At 62.2% G+C, this 17636-nt stretch carries 17 protein-coding genes and 1 pseudogene; 13 read left to right on the top strand and 5 right to left on the bottom strand.

The window, feature by feature from the left end:
- The first annotated feature begins 107 nt into the window (after positions 1–107).
- The 7 genes from gcl (at position 108) to VDP81_RS07920 (ending at position 9346) form a co-directional block, all read left to right on the top strand.
- Positions 108–1889 carry a glyoxylate carboligase gene (gene gcl, locus VDP81_RS07950; RefSeq protein WP_323011994.1) on the top strand — a complete coding sequence of 594 codons (1782 nt, stop codon included), beginning with the start codon at positions 108–110 and terminating at the stop codon, positions 1887–1889.
- A gap of 102 nt (positions 1890–1991) precedes the next feature.
- Entirely contained in the window at positions 1992–2765 is a 774-nt protein-coding gene (gene hyi, locus VDP81_RS07945) for a hydroxypyruvate isomerase (RefSeq protein ID WP_323011993.1), read from the top strand.
- Positions 2766–2792: 27 nt separating this feature from the next.
- Positions 2793–3677 (top strand): 2-hydroxy-3-oxopropionate reductase, encoded by an 885-nt coding sequence (locus VDP81_RS07940; RefSeq protein WP_322995816.1) that lies wholly within the window; start codon positions 2793–2795, stop codon positions 3675–3677.
- Between the two features lie 170 nt (positions 3678–3847).
- The gene (locus VDP81_RS07935; protein WP_323011992.1) at positions 3848–5107 is read left to right on the top strand and encodes a glycerate kinase; all 1260 of its coding nucleotides are present in this window, start codon (positions 3848–3850) and stop codon (positions 5105–5107) included.
- Between the two features lie 27 nt (positions 5108–5134).
- Positions 5135–5578 carry a GlcG/HbpS family heme-binding protein gene (locus tag VDP81_RS07930; RefSeq protein ID WP_322995814.1) on the top strand — a complete coding sequence of 148 codons (444 nt, stop codon included), beginning with the start codon at positions 5135–5137 and terminating at the stop codon, positions 5576–5578.
- Positions 5575–6999, top strand: a complete 1425-nt coding sequence (gene pyk / locus VDP81_RS07925) for a pyruvate kinase (protein ID WP_322995813.1) — start codon at positions 5575–5577, stop codon at positions 6997–6999. Before VDP81_RS07930 ends, pyk begins: the two co-directional genes overlap by 4 nt.
- A 175-nt stretch (positions 7000–7174) precedes the next feature.
- Entirely contained in the window at positions 7175–9346 is a 2172-nt protein-coding gene (locus tag VDP81_RS07920) for a malate synthase G (protein WP_323011991.1), read from the top strand.
- 125 nt (positions 9347–9471) lie between these two features.
- Here VDP81_RS07920 and VDP81_RS07915 read toward each other — a convergent pair.
- Positions 9472–9642: pseudogene (locus tag VDP81_RS07915) on the bottom strand (IS3 family transposase); the annotation flags it as partial.
- A gap of 76 nt (positions 9643–9718) precedes the next feature.
- Between VDP81_RS07915 and VDP81_RS07910 the strand changes: the two are divergent.
- The 4 genes from VDP81_RS07910 to vapC all read left to right on the top strand — a co-directional run bounded on the left by VDP81_RS07910 (position 9719) and on the right by vapC (position 11494).
- Complete coding sequence (locus VDP81_RS07910; RefSeq protein ID WP_323011990.1) at positions 9719–10438, top strand: hypothetical protein; 720 nt, start codon at positions 9719–9721, stop codon at positions 10436–10438.
- Positions 10439–10513: 75 nt separating this feature from the next.
- Complete coding sequence (locus VDP81_RS07905) at positions 10514–10714, top strand: hypothetical protein (RefSeq protein ID WP_323011989.1); 201 nt, start codon at positions 10514–10516, stop codon at positions 10712–10714.
- Between the two features lie 130 nt (positions 10715–10844).
- Positions 10845–11084 carry a type II toxin-antitoxin system VapB family antitoxin gene (locus VDP81_RS07900; RefSeq protein ID WP_322995809.1) on the top strand — a complete coding sequence of 80 codons (240 nt, stop codon included), beginning with the start codon at positions 10845–10847 and terminating at the stop codon, positions 11082–11084.
- Positions 11081–11494, top strand: coding sequence for a type II toxin-antitoxin system tRNA(fMet)-specific endonuclease VapC (gene vapC / locus VDP81_RS07895; RefSeq protein ID WP_322995808.1), 414 nt, complete (start codon positions 11081–11083; stop codon positions 11492–11494). The genes VDP81_RS07900 and vapC overlap by 4 nt, the downstream gene beginning before the upstream one ends.
- 6 nt (positions 11495–11500) lie before the next feature.
- Here vapC and VDP81_RS07890 read toward each other — a convergent pair whose 3' ends face one another.
- Both VDP81_RS07890 and VDP81_RS07885 read right to left on the bottom strand, forming a co-directional pair.
- Complete coding sequence (locus tag VDP81_RS07890; protein WP_322995807.1) at positions 11501–12691, bottom strand: acetylornithine transaminase; 1191 nt, start codon at positions 12689–12691, stop codon at positions 11501–11503.
- Between the two features lie 54 nt (positions 12692–12745).
- A complete protein-coding gene (locus VDP81_RS07885) occupies positions 12746–13639 on the bottom strand; it encodes an EamA family transporter (protein WP_323011988.1) in 894 nt (297 codons plus the stop codon).
- A 103-nt stretch (positions 13640–13742) separates the two neighbouring features.
- Between VDP81_RS07885 and VDP81_RS07880 the strand changes: the two genes are divergently transcribed.
- Positions 13743–14615, top strand: a complete 873-nt coding sequence (locus VDP81_RS07880; protein ID WP_323011987.1) for an MOSC domain-containing protein — start codon at positions 13743–13745, stop codon at positions 14613–14615.
- A gap of 44 nt (positions 14616–14659) precedes the next feature.
- On the opposite strand, the gene dinB is transcribed toward VDP81_RS07880, so the two are convergent.
- Complete coding sequence (gene dinB, locus VDP81_RS07875; protein ID WP_323011986.1) at positions 14660–15793, bottom strand: DNA polymerase IV; 1134 nt, start codon at positions 15791–15793, stop codon at positions 14660–14662.
- Between the two features lie 122 nt (positions 15794–15915).
- Here dinB and VDP81_RS07870 point away from each other — a divergent pair, with 122 nt between their 5' ends.
- On the top strand, positions 15916–16200 hold the full coding sequence (locus VDP81_RS07870; protein WP_322995804.1) for a heavy-metal-associated domain-containing protein: 285 nt from the start codon (positions 15916–15918) through the stop codon (positions 16198–16200).
- Between the two features lie 118 nt (positions 16201–16318).
- On the opposite strand, the gene VDP81_RS07865 is transcribed toward VDP81_RS07870, so the two are convergent.
- Positions 16319–17584 (bottom strand): nitrate/nitrite transporter, encoded by a 1266-nt coding sequence (locus VDP81_RS07865; RefSeq protein ID WP_322995803.1) that lies wholly within the window; start codon positions 17582–17584, stop codon positions 16319–16321.
- Positions 17585–17636: the final 52 nt, after the last annotated feature.

The following is a 17636-nucleotide window of genomic DNA, read 5'->3' as shown; positions in this document are numbered from 1 at the left end:
CCAATCACAGAAATCCCCGATCCGGCGCCAGTGCCAATACCCCATTGGTCCGCCACGACGGATTTGAGAACACCAACATTCATCACTATCCATCAAGGAGTATCCACATGGCTCGAATGAGAGCAGTAGACGCCGCCGCCGCTGTCCTGCAAAAAGAAGGCATCACCACCCTGTTCGGCGTGCCCGGCGCTGCTATCAACCCCCTGTATTCCGCGCTGCGCAAAAACGGCGGCTTCCACCATGTGCTCGCGCGCCACGTCGAAGGCGCTTCGCACATGGCCGAAGGCTATACCCGCGCCCAACCCGGCAACATCGGCGTCTGCCTGGGCACCTCCGGCCCCGCAGGCACCGACATGATCACCGGCCTGTACTCGGCACTGGGCGACTCCATCCCCATTCTGTGCATCACCGGTCAGGCGCCGCGTTCGCAGCTGCACAAGGAAAGCTTCCAGGCCGTGGATATCGAGACCATCGCCAAGCCCGTCACCAAATGGGCCGTGATGGCGCGCGAACCGGAACTGGTGCCGCGCATTCTGCAGCAGGCTTTCCACATCATGCGCTCCGGCCGTCCCGGCCCCGTGCTGGTCGACCTGCCCTTCGATGTGCAGATGGCCGAAATCGAATTCGACATCGACACCTACGAACCCCTGTCCGTCTACAAGCCATCCGCCACGCCGGCGCAGGCCGCCAAGGCCGTGGCCATGCTGAATGCCGCCGAGCGCCCGCTGCTGGTGGCCGGTGGCGGCATCTTCAGCGCCGATGCTTCCGATCTGCTGCAAGAGTTCGCGGAACTCACCGGCGTGCCGGTGATCCCCACCCTGATGGGCTGGGGCGTCATCCCCGACGACCACCCCCTGATGGCCGGCATGGTAGGCCTGCAGACTTCCCATCGCTACGGCAACGCCAGCATGCTGGCGTCGGACTTCGTCATGGGCATCGGCAACCGTTGGGCCAACCGCCACACCGGTTCTACCCCCGTCTATACCGAAGGCCGCACCTTTGTGCACATCGATGTCGACCCCACCCAGATCGGCAAGGTCTTCGGCCCGGATTTCGGCATCGCTTCGGACGCCGGCGTAGCCCTGGCCCTGATGATCGAAGAAGCCAAGCGACTGAAGGCTGCTGGCCAACTGCGCGACCGCAGCACCTGGGCGCAGGAATGCCGTCACCGCAAGGGCGAAAAGTCCATGCAGCGCAAGACCCACTTCGATCAGGTGCCCCTGAAGCCGCAACGTGTCTACGAGGAAATGAACAAAGCCTTTGGCCGTAACACGCGCTACGTCACCACCATTGGTCTGTCGCAGATCGCCGCTGCCCAGTTGCTGCACGTCTACGGCCCGCGCCGCTGGATCAATGCGGGCCAGGCCGGCCCCCTGGGCTGGACCGTCCCGGCCACCCTGGGCGTGGTTGCCGCCAACACCGGCGACGAAATCGTCGCGCTGTCAGGCGATTACGACTTCCAGTTCATGATCGAAGAACTGGCCGTCGGCGCGCAATTCAAGCTGCCCTATATCCATGTCGTAGTGAACAATGCCTACCTGGGTCTGATCCGTCAGTCGCAGCGCGGCTTCGATATGGACTACTGCGTGCAGCTGGCGTTCGACAACATCAACTCGCCGGAAACCGAAGGCTACGGCGTGGATCACGTCAAGGTCGCCGAGGGTCTGGGCTGCAAGGCCATCCGGGTGAAAAAGGTTGAAGACATCCAGCCCGCCATTGCGCAGGCCCGTGCCTGGATTCAGGAATTCAAGGTGCCCGTCGTGGTTGAGTTCATCCTGGAGCGCGTCACCAATATCTCCATGGGCAACGACATCAACGCGGTCAACGAGTTCGAGGAAATGGCCGAACGCGGCGAAGACGCCCCCACCGCCCTCACCTTGTTGGATTAAGGCACTTCAAAGCCCGCCGACTTGTCGCCCCAGCCCCTCTCGCCTGCCCCCGGCAACGAGAACCCGCGACAAGCCGGGCTTTAGAACATACGGAGTCATCACATGCCAAAATTTGCTGCCAACCTCTCGATGCTGTTTACCGAGATCGACTTTCTCGACCGTTTTGCGGCCGCCGCCAAGGCTGGCTTCCAAGGCGTCGAATACCTGTTCCCCTACGCCTATGCCAAAGAAGACCTGGTCCAGCGCCTGAAGGACAACAACCTGGCGCAAGTCCTGCACAACCTGCCTGGCGACTGGGAAGCCGGTGAACGCGGCATCGCCTGCCACCCGGATCGGGTCCAGGAATTCAAACAAGGCGTGGCCCAGGCCATCGAATACGCCCAGGCGCTGGGCTGCCCCCAGGTCAACTGCCTGGCGGGGAAAATCCCGGCAGGGACAGACCAGGCCACCGCGCACAAGACCTTTGTCGACAACCTGCGCTACGCTGCCGCCGAGCTGAAAAAAGCCAATATCCGCCTGCTGATCGAGCCCATCAACACCTTCGACATCCCCGGGTTTTTCCTCAGCACCACCAATCAGGCTCTGGCCATCATTGCCGAAGTCGGGTCCGATAACCTGCACGTGCAATACGACATCTACCATGCCCAGCGCATGGAAGGCGAACTGGCCAACACCATCAGCAAACAGCTGAAGTCCATCGGCCACATCCAACTGGCCGACAACCCCGGGCGCAACGAACCCGGCACCGGCGAAATCAACTACCAATGGCTGTTTCGCCACATCGATCAGACCGGCTACGACGGTTGGATCGGCTGCGAATACAAGCCCGCTGCCCGCACCGAAGACGGTCTGGGCTGGATCAAGGCATTGGCTTAATACTCAATACCCACAAGGAGAACACTCATGGCTAATATCGGTTTCATTGGTCTGGGCATCATGGGCACCCCCATGGCCGCGAACCTCATCCAAGGCGGCCACTCGCTGGTCACCTACACGGTCGGCAAGACCCCGCAAAGCCTGCTGGACGCAGGTGCCAAGGCCGTCGCCAGCAGCACCGAAGTCGCCAAGGCCGCCGACATCATTATCGTCATGGTGCCCGACACCCCGGACGTCGAAGCTGTGCTGTTCGGTGAAAACGGCGTCGCCGAAGGCCTGTCCAAGGGCAAGATCGTCATCGACATGAGCTCGATTTCGCCCGTGGCCACCAAAGAATTCGCCAAGAAGATCAACGATCTGGGCTGCGAATACCTGGACGCCCCGGTGTCCGGCGGCGAAGTCGGTGCCAAGGCCGCCAGCCTGACCATCATGATCGGCGGCAATCAGGCCACCTTCGACCAGTGCGAATCCATCTTCAAGCTGATGGGCAAGAACATCACCCTGGTGGGCGGCAACGGCGACGGCCAGACCACCAAGGTCGCCAACCAGATCATCGTCGCACTGACCATCGAAGCCGTGGGCGAAGCCCTGGTGCTGGCATCCAAGGCAGGGGCCGATCCCGCCAAGGTCCGTCAGGCCCTGATGGGCGGTTTCGCCAGCTCGCGGATTCTGGAAGTCCACGGCGAACGCATGGTCAACCGTACCTTTGATCCGGGCTTCCGCATCAATCTGCACCAGAAAGACCTGAACCTGGCCCTGACCACAGCCCGCCAACTGGGCATGTCGCTGCCCAGCACGGCCGTGGCCCAGGAACTGTTCAACGCCTGCGTGGCCCACGGCGGCGCAGCCTGGGATCATTCCGGCATGGTGCGCGCACTGGAAATCCTGGCCAACCACGAAATCGGCCAGTAAAGCGGTTCGGCGTCCCGCCCGGCTTTGCACTCACCGGAGTCCGAGTGCATCAGCCAGCCGGGCGGGCAGCCGTTCGATCAAAGGACAGGGCCTGAACCCCCGGACCCTGTCCTTTGGTCGGCATGGCGCACCATCGTCAGCCACCTTGTATGACCTCAATAGGGAAGCCCATGACCGAGCCCCGCGATCTTCTGACCCGCATGTTCCAGGCCGCCGTGCGCGCCGCCCAGCCCGAACACTGCATCCCCGCCTTCCTGCCGCCGCCCCCAAAGGGCCGCACCATCGTCATCGGCGCGGGCAAGGCGTCCGCCGCCATGGCCCAGGCCTTTGAGCAACACTGGAACGGCCCGCTGGAAGGCGTGGTGGTCACGCGCTACGGCTATGCCGTGCCCTGCCAGCGCCTGGAAATCATCGAAGCCGCCCACCCGGTCCCCGACGAGGCCGGCGAGCGTGCCGCCCAGCGCCTGTTTCAACAAGTCCAGGGGCTGACTGCCGATGATCTCGTCATCTGCCTGATTTCCGGCGGCGGTTCGTCGTTGCTGCCGGTGCCTGGCGCAGGCGTCACCCTGGCCGACAAACAATCCATCAATCGCGCCCTGCTGAAATCCGGTGCCACGATATCCGAGATGAACTGCGTGCGCCGCCACCTGTCGGGCATCAAGGGCGGGCGCCTGGCGGCTGCCTGCGCCCCGGCCCAGGTGGTAAACCTCTTGATTTCCGATGTACCCGGCGACCAGCCCTGCGACATCGCCTCCGGCCCCACCGTGGCCGACCCCAGCACCTGCGCCGACGCGCTGGACATTGTGCGCCGCTACCAGATCGATCTGCCCGCCGGCGCGCGCCAACTGCTGGAATCCGGTGCAGGCGAAACCCTGAAGCCCGGCGACCCACGGCTGGCCCGCGTGGAAACCCACCTGATCGCGACCCCCCAGTTGGCGCTGGAAGCCGCCGCCGACGTGGCCCGCAAAGCCGGTATCACCCCCGTGCTGCTGGGCGACCGCATCGAGGGCGAAGCCTGCGATGTAGGCAAGGTCCTGGCCGGAATCGCCCTGCAGGTGCGCGCCCACAACCAGCCCGTCCCCGCCCCCTGCGTGCTGTTGTCCGGGGGCGAAACCACCGTCACCGTGCGCGGCCAAGGGCGCGGCGGACGCAATGTCGAATGCCTGTTGTCAGCCGCCATCGCCCTGGACGGCACCGACCGGGTCTACGGCCTGGCAGGCGACACCGACGGCGTAGACGGCCAGGAAGAAATCGCCGGCGCCCTGATCACCCCCGACACCCTCAGTCGCGCCTGGGCCATCGGCATGCCGCCACACACCCACCTGGACGACAACGACGGCCACGGTTTTTTCGAACGACTCGGTGATTCCCTGATCACCGGCCCTACCCTGACCAACGTCAATGATTTTCGCGCCTTTCTGATCCTCTGATCAAAGGCCCCTAGAAGGAGACACTGCATGAAAACAATTCGTGTCCTGACCCTGGACGACGCCCGCCGCATGGCCATCGCCGCCGAGGCCGAAGCCCGTCAGAACGGCTGGAACGTCAGCATCGCCATCTGTGACGCCGGTGGCTACCCCCTCTGGCTGCAACGCATGGATGCCGCCCCCATCATGAGCGCCATGGTTGCCCCCGACAAGGCCCGCGCCTGCGTCCTCAGCGGCAAACCCAGCAAGGTCTACGAAGACATGGTCAACCAGGGTCGCATCGCCGCCCTGTCCATGCCGGTCGTCCCCCTGGAAGGCGGCGAACCCATTTATTACGACAATCAAGTCGTCGGCGCCGTCGGCGTGTCCGGCGTACAGGCCGGCCAGGACGCCCAAGTCGCCCGCGCAGGCGTCGCCGCTCTGGACGGCCCCGGCCACCTGGCCGAGCATCTCTATCAAGGACAACCGGCATGAACACCGAACGCCGCGCCCGCATTCTGGCGACCCTGGGCCCCGCCAGCTCAACCCCAGAACAAATCCGCGCCCTGATCGACGCCGGGGCCAACGTATTCCGGCTGAACTTCAGCCACGGCAGCCACGAAGACCACGCCGAGCGCTACCGCATCATCCGCCAGATCGAACAGGACATTGGCCGCCCCATCGGCATCCTGATGGACCTGCAAGGCCCCAAGCTGCGAGTCGGCAAAATCGCCGGCGGCAAAATCACCCTGCAGGCGGGCCAGCCATTCCGCCTGGACCTGGACCCCACCGAAGGCAGCATCCAGCGCGCCCATTTGCCGCACCCGGAAATCTTCGCCGCCCTGGAAGACGGCACCGACCTGCTGCTGGACGACGGCAAGCTGCGCCTGCGCGTCGAGCGCCACGGCCCGGATTTTGCCGACACCACCGTCCTGGTGGGCGGCCCGCTATCCGACCGCAAGGGCGTCAATGTACCTGGCGTCATCTTGCCGATTTCCCCATTGACGGAAAAAGACCGCGCCGATCTGGCCTTTGGCCTGTCGCTGGGCGTGGACTGGGTCGCGCTGTCTTTTGTGCAGCGTCCAGAAGACATCGTCGAAGCGCGCGCCCTGATCGGCGATCAGGCCTGGATCATGGCAAAGCTGGAAAAACCCGCCGCCATCGAACACCTGGATGCCATCATCGAACAAGCCGACGGCATCATGGTGGCACGCGGCGACTTGGGGGTCGAACTGCCTCCCCAGCGCGTCCCCGTGCTGCAACAGCGCATCGTGCGCCACGCCCGCGCGGCAGGCAAGCCCGTAGTCGTCGCCACGCAGATGCTCGAATCGATGATTACCTCGCCCGTACCCACGCGGGCCGAAGCATCCGACGTGGCCACGGCTGTCTACAGCGGGGCGGACGCCGTCATGCTGTCGGCGGAATCCGCCTCCGGCCAATATCCGGTCGAAGCCGTCACCATCATGAACCACATCATCGGCGAAATCGAGGCCGACCCCGCTTGGCGCAGCAACCTGGATGCCACCCACAGCCCGGCTGAAGCCAATATTCCAGACGCCATCTGCTGCGCCCTGCGCCGCGTGGCCGGTCTGCTGCAGCCCGCTGCCACCGTGGCCTATACCGCATCCGGTTTCAGCGCCCTGAGGGCCAGCCGCGAAAGGCCCACCTCCCCCATCCTGGCCCTGACATCGGAACAACGCACGGCCCGCCGTCTGACCCTGGCCTGGGGGGTGCACCCGGTGCATTTTCCCAAGCAACTGCACGAATCCAGCGAGATGATCGCCTGCGCCACCCAGGCCGCCCAGCAATCCGGTCTGGCGGCAACAGGCGATACCCTGATCGTCATCGCGGGGCTGCCATTTGGCCGCAGCGGCAGCACCAACCTGCTGCACATCACCCAGGTCGCATCCGAATAAGCAGTATCCAAACCCGCATATACCCCGCCCGCTGCCCTGTCAGCGGGCTTTTTTCTTTGTGGCAGCAAGGCCTTAGCCGGAAAAACGGAAACAAAAAACGAAAGTCTGGCCCTTTAACTCTTATAGAAGACTGCCTATAATCCCAGGATTGATCTTCGATTACCCAAGGACCATCATGACCGATCGCATTTCCAGCCATGGCCTCCAGGTGGCAGCCGTGCTGCACCAGTTCCTCGAACAGGAAGCACTGCCCGGCACAGGGGTACAGCCCGCCGCCTTCTGGGAAGGCCTGGCCGCCATCGTGCACGACCTGGCCCCTAAAAACCGCGCCCTGCTGGCCGAACGCGACCGCCTCCAAACCGCCCTGGACGACTGGTACGACCAGCACCCCGGCCCGATCGCCGATCCCGCCGCCTATCGTGCCTTTCTGCAGGAAATCGGCTACCTGAAGCCCGTTCCAGCCCAGACCAAGGTCACCACCGCCAACGTCGACACCGAAATCACGGCACAGGTCGGCCCCCAACTGGTGGTGCCGGTCATGAACGCCCGCTACGCACTGAATGCCGCCAATGCCCGCTGGGGCAGTCTGTATGACGCCCTGTATGGCACCGATGCGATCCCCGATACCGACGGCGCTGCACGCGGCAAGGGCTACAACCCGGTACGTGGCCAACGCGTCATCGCCTTCGCCCGCCACTTCCTGGACGACAGCATCGCCCTGGCGCAGGGGACGCACAGCGACGCCTCCGGCTACGCCGTGGTCAACGGCACACTCCAAGTCACCCTGAAAAACGGCAGCACCACCGGGCTGGCCCAGCCCGACGCCTTTTTGGGCCATCGCGGCGACGCCGCCGCCCCCCAGGCGCTGGTGTTCCGCCATCATGGCCTGCACTTCGAAATTCAATTCGACGCCAACCACCCCATCGGCCAAACCGACGCGGCCCACATCAAGGACGTGGTCGTCGAATCCGCCCTGACCACCATCATGGATTGCGAAGACTCCGTGGCTGCCGTGGACGCCGACGATAAGGTCGTCGCCTACCGCAACTGGCTGGGCCTGATGAAGGGCGACCTGACCGAAGACCTACTGAAAAACGGCAAGACCGTCACCCGCCGCCTGAACCCGGACCGCGAATACACGGCCCGCGACGGCAGCGCCGCCAGCCTGCATGGCCGGTCCCTGATGTTTGTGCGCAACGTCGGCCACCTGATGACCAATCCGGCCATCCTCGATCGCGACGGCCACGAAATCCCCGAAGGCATTCTGGACGCCGTCTGCACCTCGCTGATCGCCATCCATGACCTGAAAGCCCGCAAGAACTCCCGCACCGGCTCCATCTACATCGTCAAGCCAAAAATGCACGGCCCCGACGAAGTCGCCTTTGCCAGCGAAATCTTCAGCCGTGTCGAACAACTGCTGGGCTTGGCGCCCAACACCGTCAAAATGGGCATCATGGACGAGGAACGCCGCACCAGCGTCAACCTCAAGGCCTGCATCGCCGCCGCCACCGAGCGCGTCGTCTTCATCAATACCGGCTTTCTGGATCGCACCGGCGACGAAATGCATACCTCGATGCGGGCCGGCGCCATGGTGCGCAAGGGCGACATGAAATCCCAGGCCTGGATTCAGGCCTACGAACTGAACAACGTCCAGACCGGCCTGGAATGCGGCCTGCGCGGCCACGCCCAGATCGGCAAGGGCATGTGGGCCATGCCCGACCTGATGGCCGCCATGCTCGAACAGAAAATCAACCACGTCAAAGCCGGCGGCAACACCGCCTGGGTGCCATCCCCTACCGCCGCCACGCTGCACGCCCTGCACTATCATCAGGTCGATGTGGTCGAAGTCCAGAAAACCCTGGAAACCCAACACCAGGATTACACCGACCGCATCCTGACCGTGCCGGTCACCGCCGCCCCCACCTGGACGCCCAAGCAAGTCCAACAGGAACTCGACAACAATTGCCAAGGCATTCTGGGCTACGTGGTGCGCTGGATCGACCAAGGCGTGGGCTGCTCCAAAGTCCCCGACATCCACGATGTCGGCCTGATGGAAGATCGCGCCACCCTGCGAATTTCCAGCCAACACATCGCCAACTGGCTGTTGCATGGCATCACCAACCAGGCCCAGGTAGAAGCAACCCTGCGCCGCATGGCCGCCGTGGTCGATCAGCAAAACGCAAGTGACGACGCCTACGAGCCCATGGATGGCCACTTCGATACGTCCTGCGCCTTCAAGGCCGCCAGCGATCTGATCTTCAAGGGTCTGGAACAGCCCAACGGCTACACCGAACCGCTATTGCACCACTGGCGACAGGTGAAAAAGGCAGAACTCGCCCAGGCATAAATCGATTTTTCTACGCCACTAAAAAGCCGCTGGACCCTACCCAAGGTCCAGCGGCTTTTGCATGATGGCCATCGAAAAAGCATGTCTATTTATGTAATATTCACATGATTAAAACAATCACACAAAATATAGTCACGCTTGATCGTCTTCACGAAGCTCTCGGCCATGCCATTGCTCTGGGGGCTGCGCACGGGCGTGGTCAGCGGTTTCAGGCCAATGCGTCTGGCAAACTCCCGCGTCTTGGCGGCGATGTAGCCCGAGCCGTTATCGCTCAGCCACTCAATCTGCTGCGGCGTCTGATCGAGCCAGCCTGACTGCCATATTCGAGCGCGCCACGCCGAGGGTTTCACAGACTCGTTGCTCTCGCGCACCATGGCCAGCTTCTACTCCACCGACCAGCGCCGTCGGCGTTCCGGCTGGGTCAGTAATTCCATCACTTCCTGCTTGCTGTTGGTCATAAACACAGTCGTATGCCTACCTGCTATTTTAAGTGAGTGGCTGTGTCCGGTGTTTCAGGGGGCCGATCCAGTGATCATCGACCTGGGGATCAACGGTGCCAACCAGATCACCGAGCTGGCCCCGGAGCAGGTCAAGGCCATCCTGGGTTCAGGCACTGGCTCACTGACGATCCAGGGCAGCGCGGACGACATGGTCTCGCTGAAAGGGACATGGACCGACAGCGGCGGCGGCACCTGGACTGGCACCCTGGCGGACGGCACGACCACCATCACCCTGAAGGTGACCGGCGGCGCGACCGTTGATGACGCAGCGGTCACCCTGGAGACCGGTTTCAGCCTGGACGGCCTGGACGACGGCGGTATGGGGGCGGCCAGTTTCATGTTCCAACACGATGGCGAACTGCCCACGCTGGATGCCATGCTGGCGCAGAATGCGAAAGGGGAAAGCGACACAACAAGTTTTTCGCTGCCGGACACGGATGCTGATGACGGCGACGGCATGGGCGTCTTTTCACCGTCCGATGCGCCATCCCAAAACAGCGACGCATCAGGCTACACGCCGCTGACCCCCGATGCCCTGCCGCTGAATGACGAGCTGGAAGACAGCCTGACCAGCGCCTACACGATGGGATGAGCATGAACAGACACCCATCCATCCGCGCCCTTGCGACCCTTGGCGCAACCTGCCTGATGGCAGGCGGCCCCCGGCATGCCGCTCAGGGTGGTGCCCGCAGGCGCTCAAGCCAGTGGCTCGGTATGGAACTACCACATCAAACTGGCCATGCCCGAATCCAATAATTTTCTGGTCTGCCAATACAAAGTGCTGTTCGACGCCCAAGAACAGGTCAAGGAAGACATCTGGCGGCGCCACCAATGCCTGGACATCATCAACGAAACTGCACCCCGGTAATACACGGGGCCAAGGCCTAAGCGGCCTGGCGGATCATCGCGCACGATGCACAATCGGTTTGCGGGGGATTGACGGCCAGGCACATGGTATATACCATTGGTATCAAGCAAATACCAAAAGCGGAGCCACCATGAGCAGCCTTGCCAAAATATTCATGTCAGGTCGCAGCCAGGCCGTGCGTCTGCCTAAAGACCTGCGTTTTAACTGCGACACCGTGATTGCCCGCCGCCTGGGCAATGGCGTTTTATTGTTGCCAACCGATGCCCCCTGGGAAATCATGCAGCAGGCCCTGGACGACTTTGAACCGGGCTTTACCCTGGTGCGCGAACAACCCACCGAACAGCAACCCCGATCCCCGCTGCTGCCATGATCCAGCCGTCTGTCCCTCGGTATCTGCTGGACACCAATATCTGCATTTACATCATCAATCGCAAACCACCGGCCATCTTCCAGCATTTCCAGGGCTTGCAAATCGGCGATGTAGCCATCTCCAGCATCACTGGGGCCGAACTCGCCTTCGGAGTGGCCAAAAGCGGGGCCACACGCAACCACCAGGCGCTGGAAAAATTCCTGGCCCCGCTGGATATTCTGGCGTTTGACGCCCAGGCCATGTGGCATTACGGGCAACTGCGCACCACACTAGAAAGCCAGGGCACTCCGATCGGCCCGCTGGATATGCTGATCGCTGCCCACGCACTCGCCTTGGACACCTGTCTGGTGACCAACAATACCCGGGAATTCCAACGTATTCCCGGGCTGAAACTGGACAACTGGGCGTAAGCCCGCCTAGCCGCGCACCTGCGTCAGCAGTTCGTCCAGCCACGCCAGCATGGTGTCGATTTCTTCGGCGGAAACATTCAGGGCGGGCATGAAGCGCAGCAGATTGCCACGCGGAGCATTCAACAGCAGGCCTTCGGGCGCGCGGTTGCGGGCGGCTTCGACCAGTGCCGGACCATCGTCGCGGTCCATGATCAGGGCGCGCAACAAGCCTGCCCCGCGTTCGCCCTGCATGCCCCACTTGTCCGACAGGGCCATCAGGCCGACCGACAACTGCTGGGCGCGGTCGTTGACGGCTTCCATGAAGCCCGGCGCGGCCAGGGCATCGAATACCGCTACGCCAACCGCCGTCATCAAGGGATTGCCATTGTAGGTGCCACCCTGGTCCCCGTGCTCGAAGCAGCTGACAGCCTCGCGGGCACACAGAGCCGCCAGCGGCACCCCGCCGCCGATGCCCTTGCCCAACGTCATGATGTCGGGTTCGATCCCCGCATGCTGGTAGGCAAACATGCGGCCAGTGCGGCCCATGCCGGTCTGCACTTCGTCCACGATCAGCAGCAGCCCGCGTTCACGCGTCAGGGCGCGCAGGTCTTGCAGAAATTCCCGCGTGGCCGGGATGACACCGGCCTCGCCCTGGACTGGTTCCAGCATCACCGCCACAGTCTGGTCGTCGATCAGGGCGCGCACGGAGTCCAGATCATTCAGATCCGCCTTGGGGAAGCCATCCACCTGAGGGGCGAACTTCCGATCCCAGCCCGCCTTGCCGGAAGCCGACATGGTGGCCAGCGTCCGGCCATGAAAACCATGATCGAAGGTGATGATCTTATAAGCGCCCTGGCGGTGCAGCTGGCCCCATTTACGGGCCAGTTTGATGGCGCCTTCGTTGGCCTCGGCCCCGCTATTGGCGAAGAACACCCGGTCAAAGCACGACGCCTGGACAATGCGCTTGGCCAGGTCTATCGAAGGCTGGTTATAAAAAGCCGGTGACGGATTGATCAGCAGGCGCGACTGAGTTTCCAACGCCTGCACCATCGGGGCCGGATTATGCCCCAGCGAATTAACCGCCCAGCCCTGGATAAAGTCCAGATAGCGCTTGCCCGCATTATCCTGCAGCCAAGCCCCCTGTCCGCTGACAAACACCAGATCCGGGCGCGAGGTGATTTCCATCAGGGCGTTGATCCCTGCACGATCCATAGTCATGAGTACATTCCAATCAAGACAAGCCACGCGGCACGCCGCACTAAAGTTCCTATTTTAGGTTGCTTGCGCCTGGTTTCGCAGGCGGGACAGCCAGCGGGCGCCAAACAGATTGACCGCCAGTCCGATCAGCACCACAGCGCCCCCCACCCACTGCCACATCCCCAGCTTTTCATCCAGCACCCAATCGGCGCACAACAAGCCCACCACCGGAATCAGCAGGCTGAGGGGCGCAATCCGCGCCACCGGATGGCGCGACAGCAAACGCCCCCACAGCACATAGCCCACCAGCGTCGCCACCCCCGATAAATACGCCACCACGGCAATCGCCCGCCAACTGAGATTCAGCAAAGTATCCAGCATCAAGTCCGAGCCTTCGAAGGTGACCGACAGCAATAAAAACGGGATAGGCGGCAACAATGCCCCCCAGACCACCATCGACAGCATGCGCACCTGGCCTGCGCATTTCAGCACGATATTGCCGCAGGCCCAGCTAAAGGCCGACAGCAGGGTCAGCACAAACCCCAGCAGCGGCACCACGGTGGAATCCGCCCCCGCATCCAGCAGCACCAGCCCGGCAATCGCCAAGCCGATCCCCAGCACATGGTGCAGGCGGATGGCCTCGTGCAGCACCAGGGCGGCAATCGCCACGGTAAAAAAAGCCTGCGCCTGCAACACCAGCGACGCCAGCCCGGCGGGCATCCCCAGATAAATGGCCAGAAACAGACACACAAACTGCCCCAGGCTGATCGTGGCCGCATACCCCACCACATAACGCCAGGACACCGCCGGGCGCGGCACGAAAAACACCGCTGGAAACGCCACAAAAAAGAACCGTAAAGCCCCCAACAACATCGGGGGGACCTCATCCACCCCGAACTTGATCACCACGAAATTTGCCCCCCAGACCACAATCACGATCAGGGCGGCCACCACATCTTTAAACGGCATGAAAACTCCGGGTTCCAGGCGCGTGCGGCGCAGCATAAAGCAGACATGCTACGTTAAAAGCTCCGCTTAGAATAACGGTTTGATCGCAAAAACCATTTAGCCTATGCCGCCGACTATTCACAGCCTGTACAGCTACCCCGTCAAATCCTGCGCAGGCATCAAACACCAGCGCATCCGCATCGACAGTGCCGGCTTGGAATTCGACCGCCACTGGCTGATCGTGAACGCCCAAGGCCAGTTCATGAGCCAGCGCCTGCACCCGCGCATGGTGCTGATTCAGCCCAGACCCCAGGCCGATGGCTTAGGGCTGAAGGCTCCTGGTCAGGCAGACTGCTTTGTCCCCATCATCGGCGACGACCAGCCCCCGGTGACGGTCAGCATCTGGGGCACGCCCACCATCGGGGCCGACCAGGGCGATGCGGTGGCCCAATGGCTTAGTGCATTTCTGGACACGCCTTGCCGCCTGCTGCACGTCCACCCTCAGGCCCACCGCCTGGCCAGCATGCGCCACATGACGCACTGGATTCAGACCCACCCCGACTGGCCGCAGTCGTTTCTGCCAGTGGACCGCCACGCCTTTGCCTTTGCCGACGGCTTCCCGTTTCTGGTCACCAACCAGCATTCATTGGAAGAACTGAACCAGCAGTTGACTGATGGGGGCCATGCCGCAGTCGACATGATTCGCTTTCGCCCGAATATCGTGCTGCAGGGGCTGGAATCCTACGACGAAGACCACCTGGCGGGGTTTCACACCGGCGACATCGGCTTTGCCTTCGTCAAGGCCTGCGCCCGCTGCCCCATCCCCAATGTCGATCCCCGCACTGGGCTGACCGCCGCCGAACCCGGTCAGACCCTGGCCCGGCACCGTCAATTCGAGGACGGCGTGCTGTTTGGCATGAACGCCATCGCCGCCATGCCCGACGGCGAACGCTGGCTGCAGGTCGGCGACCCCATCCAGGCGGAATTTGATTTCTAGCCTTGGCGCTGGGCGTATCGGCGATGCTCAAGCCCTGGGGAAACTCAGCAAAGCGGTAATTGCACCGGGTGTGCCTCGGCCCCTGGTTTATCCACGGATTCCAGCTTGCTGGCCCGCACCCCCAGCAAACGCAGACGCCGATCCAGGGTCACCCGCTTCAGGCACTGCCCGGCGGCCCGGTGTATGGCATCAGCATCCCCCACGGCCTCGTGCAGGGTCAGGTCGCGGGTCACGATGCGAAAGTCATCGAACCGGATCTTGATCCCGATGGTAGCCCCGCGCACCTGCTTGCGCCGCAAATCCTCGGCCAGTTGTTCGCATAAGCGCCGAAAAATCACGGACAACTCCGCCCGATCCCGCACCACGTGCAGGTCGCGCTCGAAGGTGGTTTCCCGGCTGATCGAACGCGGCTCGGACTCCGTGACCAACGGCCGTTCATCAATACCATGCGCCACATCCAATAGCCAACGCGCCATCCCCAGCCCAAACGCTGCCTGCAACTGATCCGGCGCCGCACCGGCCAACTGGGCAATCGTCTCGATCCCCATTTGCTGCAGATGGCGCGTGGCTTTGGGACCGATGCCATTGACCTTGGATACCGGCAGCGGCCAAATGCGCCGCTGCAGATCCCCCGGCCCGATCAGGGTGATGCCATCGGGCTTGTCCAGATCCGAGGCGATCTTGGACAGCAGCTTGTTCGGTGAAATCCCCACCGAACACACCAGCCCCGTCGCCGTCTTTACCGCATCCTTCAAGCGCCGCGCCAGTGTGGCGGAATCCTCGGGCAGCGCGCTTAAATCGATATAGATTTCATCAATGCCCCGATCCTCGATCTGTGGGGCAATCGCCGCCACCGCCGCCTTGAAGCGACGCGAATAATCCCGGTACGCCACAAAGTCCACCGGCAATAAAATCGCATCCGGCGCCAGCCGGGCGCCCTTCATCATGCCCATGGCCGAATGCACCCCCAAGGCCCGCGCCTCGTAAGTTGCCGTCGTGATCACCCCACGCCCCACATAATCTCGCAAGCGGGCATACACCCCGTTTTCAGGCCGAGGGCCGCGCCCGCCGATCACCACCGGCAGCCCGCGCAATTCCGGATAGCGCAGCAACTCGACGGAGGCGAAAAACGCATCCATATCCAGATGGGCGATGCGGCGCACAGGGGATGGTGACATTAAAAACTCAAAAACATATTCAAAAAAATCCAGCACTGCTATACTAGGCGAATCTTAAGGTATATTTAAAAGTCATCTACAAACCGCCCTACCCAGGGCTACTGCCCTGTTCGCGAGGACCTATGCAAGCCGAAACCCTGAAACGCTCATCCCAAAAAACCGCCACCATGCGCCTGGTCGGCCTGCACAGCCCAGCCTGCGCCGACAAACTCGACCAAGTCCTGTCCGCCTTGCCCGGCGTCACCCAGGCCAGCGTGTCATTGGCGGATGAAAACACCACCATCACCTTCGATACCGCTCAGCTCTCCGTTCAGCGCATCCAGGTCGCCGTCGCCGACGCCGGCTACGAAGCCCTGAAGCCCGTCCACGGCGAAGACGGCAACTGCTGCGGCGGCTGCGGGGGATAATTCCGGACAAAAGACAGCCCCTGCGGGCTGTCTTTTGCCAGGATTATCCGAGCGCCTTGCAAGGCACAAAAAAGCAGCCCACAGGCTGCTTTTTGTCGAACAAGACTCACCGATAATATCAGCTGGGCTCCACCAGTTCTGTCCCCGCTCGCGGATCATGCCGATACGAATAATGCATGAAAATCAGCGACACACATACCGATCCGTACAGCAGCATGAAGGCACTGGAATACACCCCGGTCAGATCCAGCAGCGCACCAAACATGATCGGCAGGATAAACCCGCCCAGGCCGCCGGCCAATCCGACCACCCCGGACACCGCACCGATATTGTCCGAATAATCATCGCTGATGAATTTGAAGACCGAGGCCTTGCCAATCGCCATCGCGACGCCCACGATGAACAACAGACCGGTGAATACCACCGGATTCAACCCGATGTTCAGCGACAGGGGACCATTCAGCGTCTGAATCGTCATCTGGGTCTGCGGATAGGAGAGAATAAAGAAGCACACCCAACACACCCACATCACCCACCAGGTGACGGTGTATGCCCCGAACCGGTCTGAGAACCAGCCACCCAGCGCCCGCAACACCCCCCCTGGCAAAGAAAAAATCATTGCCAGGAATGCGGCCAGCGTCAGATCAAAGCCATACTCGGACACATAGTATTTCGTGATCCATAGCGCCAGCGCCACATAGCCGCCGAACACCACCGAATAATATTGGCAATAACGCCACACGCGCGGGTCTTTCAGCACACTGAGTTGCTGCATGATCCCCACATTCGATGGCACCCGGTGCGCAGGGTCGGTATGACTGAACAACCAGAACAAAATTGCCGTGCCCAGCATCAACGCCGCATATACCTGCGGCAGCATCGCCCAGCCAAAAGCACCGATAATCAGCGGCGCCACAAACATGTTCAGAGCCGAGCCCGAATTACCCGCGCCAAACACCCCCATGGCAAAGCCGCGCCGCTGCGGCGCAAACCAGCGCGCCACATAAGGCGTCCCCACCGAGAACGTGCCACCCGCCAGGCCCACGAACAGGGCCAGAACCAAAAACTGCGTATACGTTGTCGCATACGCCATCATATATAGCGGCAGGATACAGATCAGCAGGACCAGGAGAAAAACGATCCGCCCCCCGAACCGATCCGTCAACATGCCCAGCGGCACTCGAATCAACGACCCCGTGAGCACTGGTGTGGCGATCAGCAGGCCGAATTGCGTTTCGCTTAGGCTGAGTTCGGCCTTGAGGGGCACGCCCAGCACCGAAAACATGGTCCAGATGGCAAAACAAATCGTGAAGGCAAACGTGCTGGAAAACAGCACGGACAACGCCTGCCGCGAAGCAGGCTGCGTATTGTCGGCAGATGGCATGGTGATCTCCGTGAACAGGACACTCACGGAGATCATACCCACACTGGTCGTG

Origin of the sequence: Castellaniella sp. (assembly GCF_034675845.1) — a bacterium.
Classification (GTDB): Bacteria; Pseudomonadota; Gammaproteobacteria; order Burkholderiales; family Burkholderiaceae_B; genus Castellaniella.
This window is presented reverse-complemented; position numbering and strand designations above follow the sequence as displayed.

Coding starts and splice junctions, on each gene's coding strand:
- VDP81_RS07865 (WP_322995803.1), bottom strand. CDS start 17,584: ATGCCATCTGCCGACAATACGCAGCCTGCTTCGCGGCAGGCGTTGTCC.
- VDP81_RS07930 (WP_322995814.1), top strand. CDS start 5,135: ATGAAAACAATTCGTGTCCTGACCCTGGACGACGCCCGCCGCATGGCC.
- pyk (WP_322995813.1), top strand. CDS start 5,575: ATGAACACCGAACGCCGCGCCCGCATTCTGGCGACCCTGGGCCCCGCC.
- VDP81_RS07910 (WP_323011990.1), top strand. CDS start 9,719: ATGGCCAGCTTCTACTCCACCGACCAGCGCCGTCGGCGTTCCGGCTGG.
- VDP81_RS07940 (WP_322995816.1), top strand. CDS start 2,793: ATGGCTAATATCGGTTTCATTGGTCTGGGCATCATGGGCACCCCCATG.
- VDP81_RS07885 (WP_323011988.1), bottom strand. CDS start 13,639: ATGCCGTTTAAAGATGTGGTGGCCGCCCTGATCGTGATTGTGGTCTGG.
- VDP81_RS07890 (WP_322995807.1), bottom strand. CDS start 12,691: ATGACTATGGATCGTGCAGGGATCAACGCCCTGATGGAAATCACCTCG.
- dinB (WP_323011986.1), bottom strand. CDS start 15,793: ATGTCACCATCCCCTGTGCGCCGCATCGCCCATCTGGATATGGATGCG.
- VDP81_RS07905 (WP_323011989.1), top strand. CDS start 10,514: ATGCCGCTCAGGGTGGTGCCCGCAGGCGCTCAAGCCAGTGGCTCGGTA.
- gcl (WP_323011994.1), top strand. CDS start 108: ATGGCTCGAATGAGAGCAGTAGACGCCGCCGCCGCTGTCCTGCAAAAA.
- VDP81_RS07870 (WP_322995804.1), top strand. CDS start 15,916: ATGCAAGCCGAAACCCTGAAACGCTCATCCCAAAAAACCGCCACCATG.
- VDP81_RS07935 (WP_323011992.1), top strand. CDS start 3,848: ATGACCGAGCCCCGCGATCTTCTGACCCGCATGTTCCAGGCCGCCGTG.
- VDP81_RS07920 (WP_323011991.1), top strand. CDS start 7,175: ATGACCGATCGCATTTCCAGCCATGGCCTCCAGGTGGCAGCCGTGCTG.
- VDP81_RS07880 (WP_323011987.1), top strand. CDS start 13,743: ATGCCGCCGACTATTCACAGCCTGTACAGCTACCCCGTCAAATCCTGC.
- hyi (WP_323011993.1), top strand. CDS start 1,992: ATGCCAAAATTTGCTGCCAACCTCTCGATGCTGTTTACCGAGATCGAC.
- vapC (WP_322995808.1), top strand. CDS start 11,081: ATGATCCAGCCGTCTGTCCCTCGGTATCTGCTGGACACCAATATCTGC.
- VDP81_RS07900 (WP_322995809.1), top strand. CDS start 10,845: ATGAGCAGCCTTGCCAAAATATTCATGTCAGGTCGCAGCCAGGCCGTG.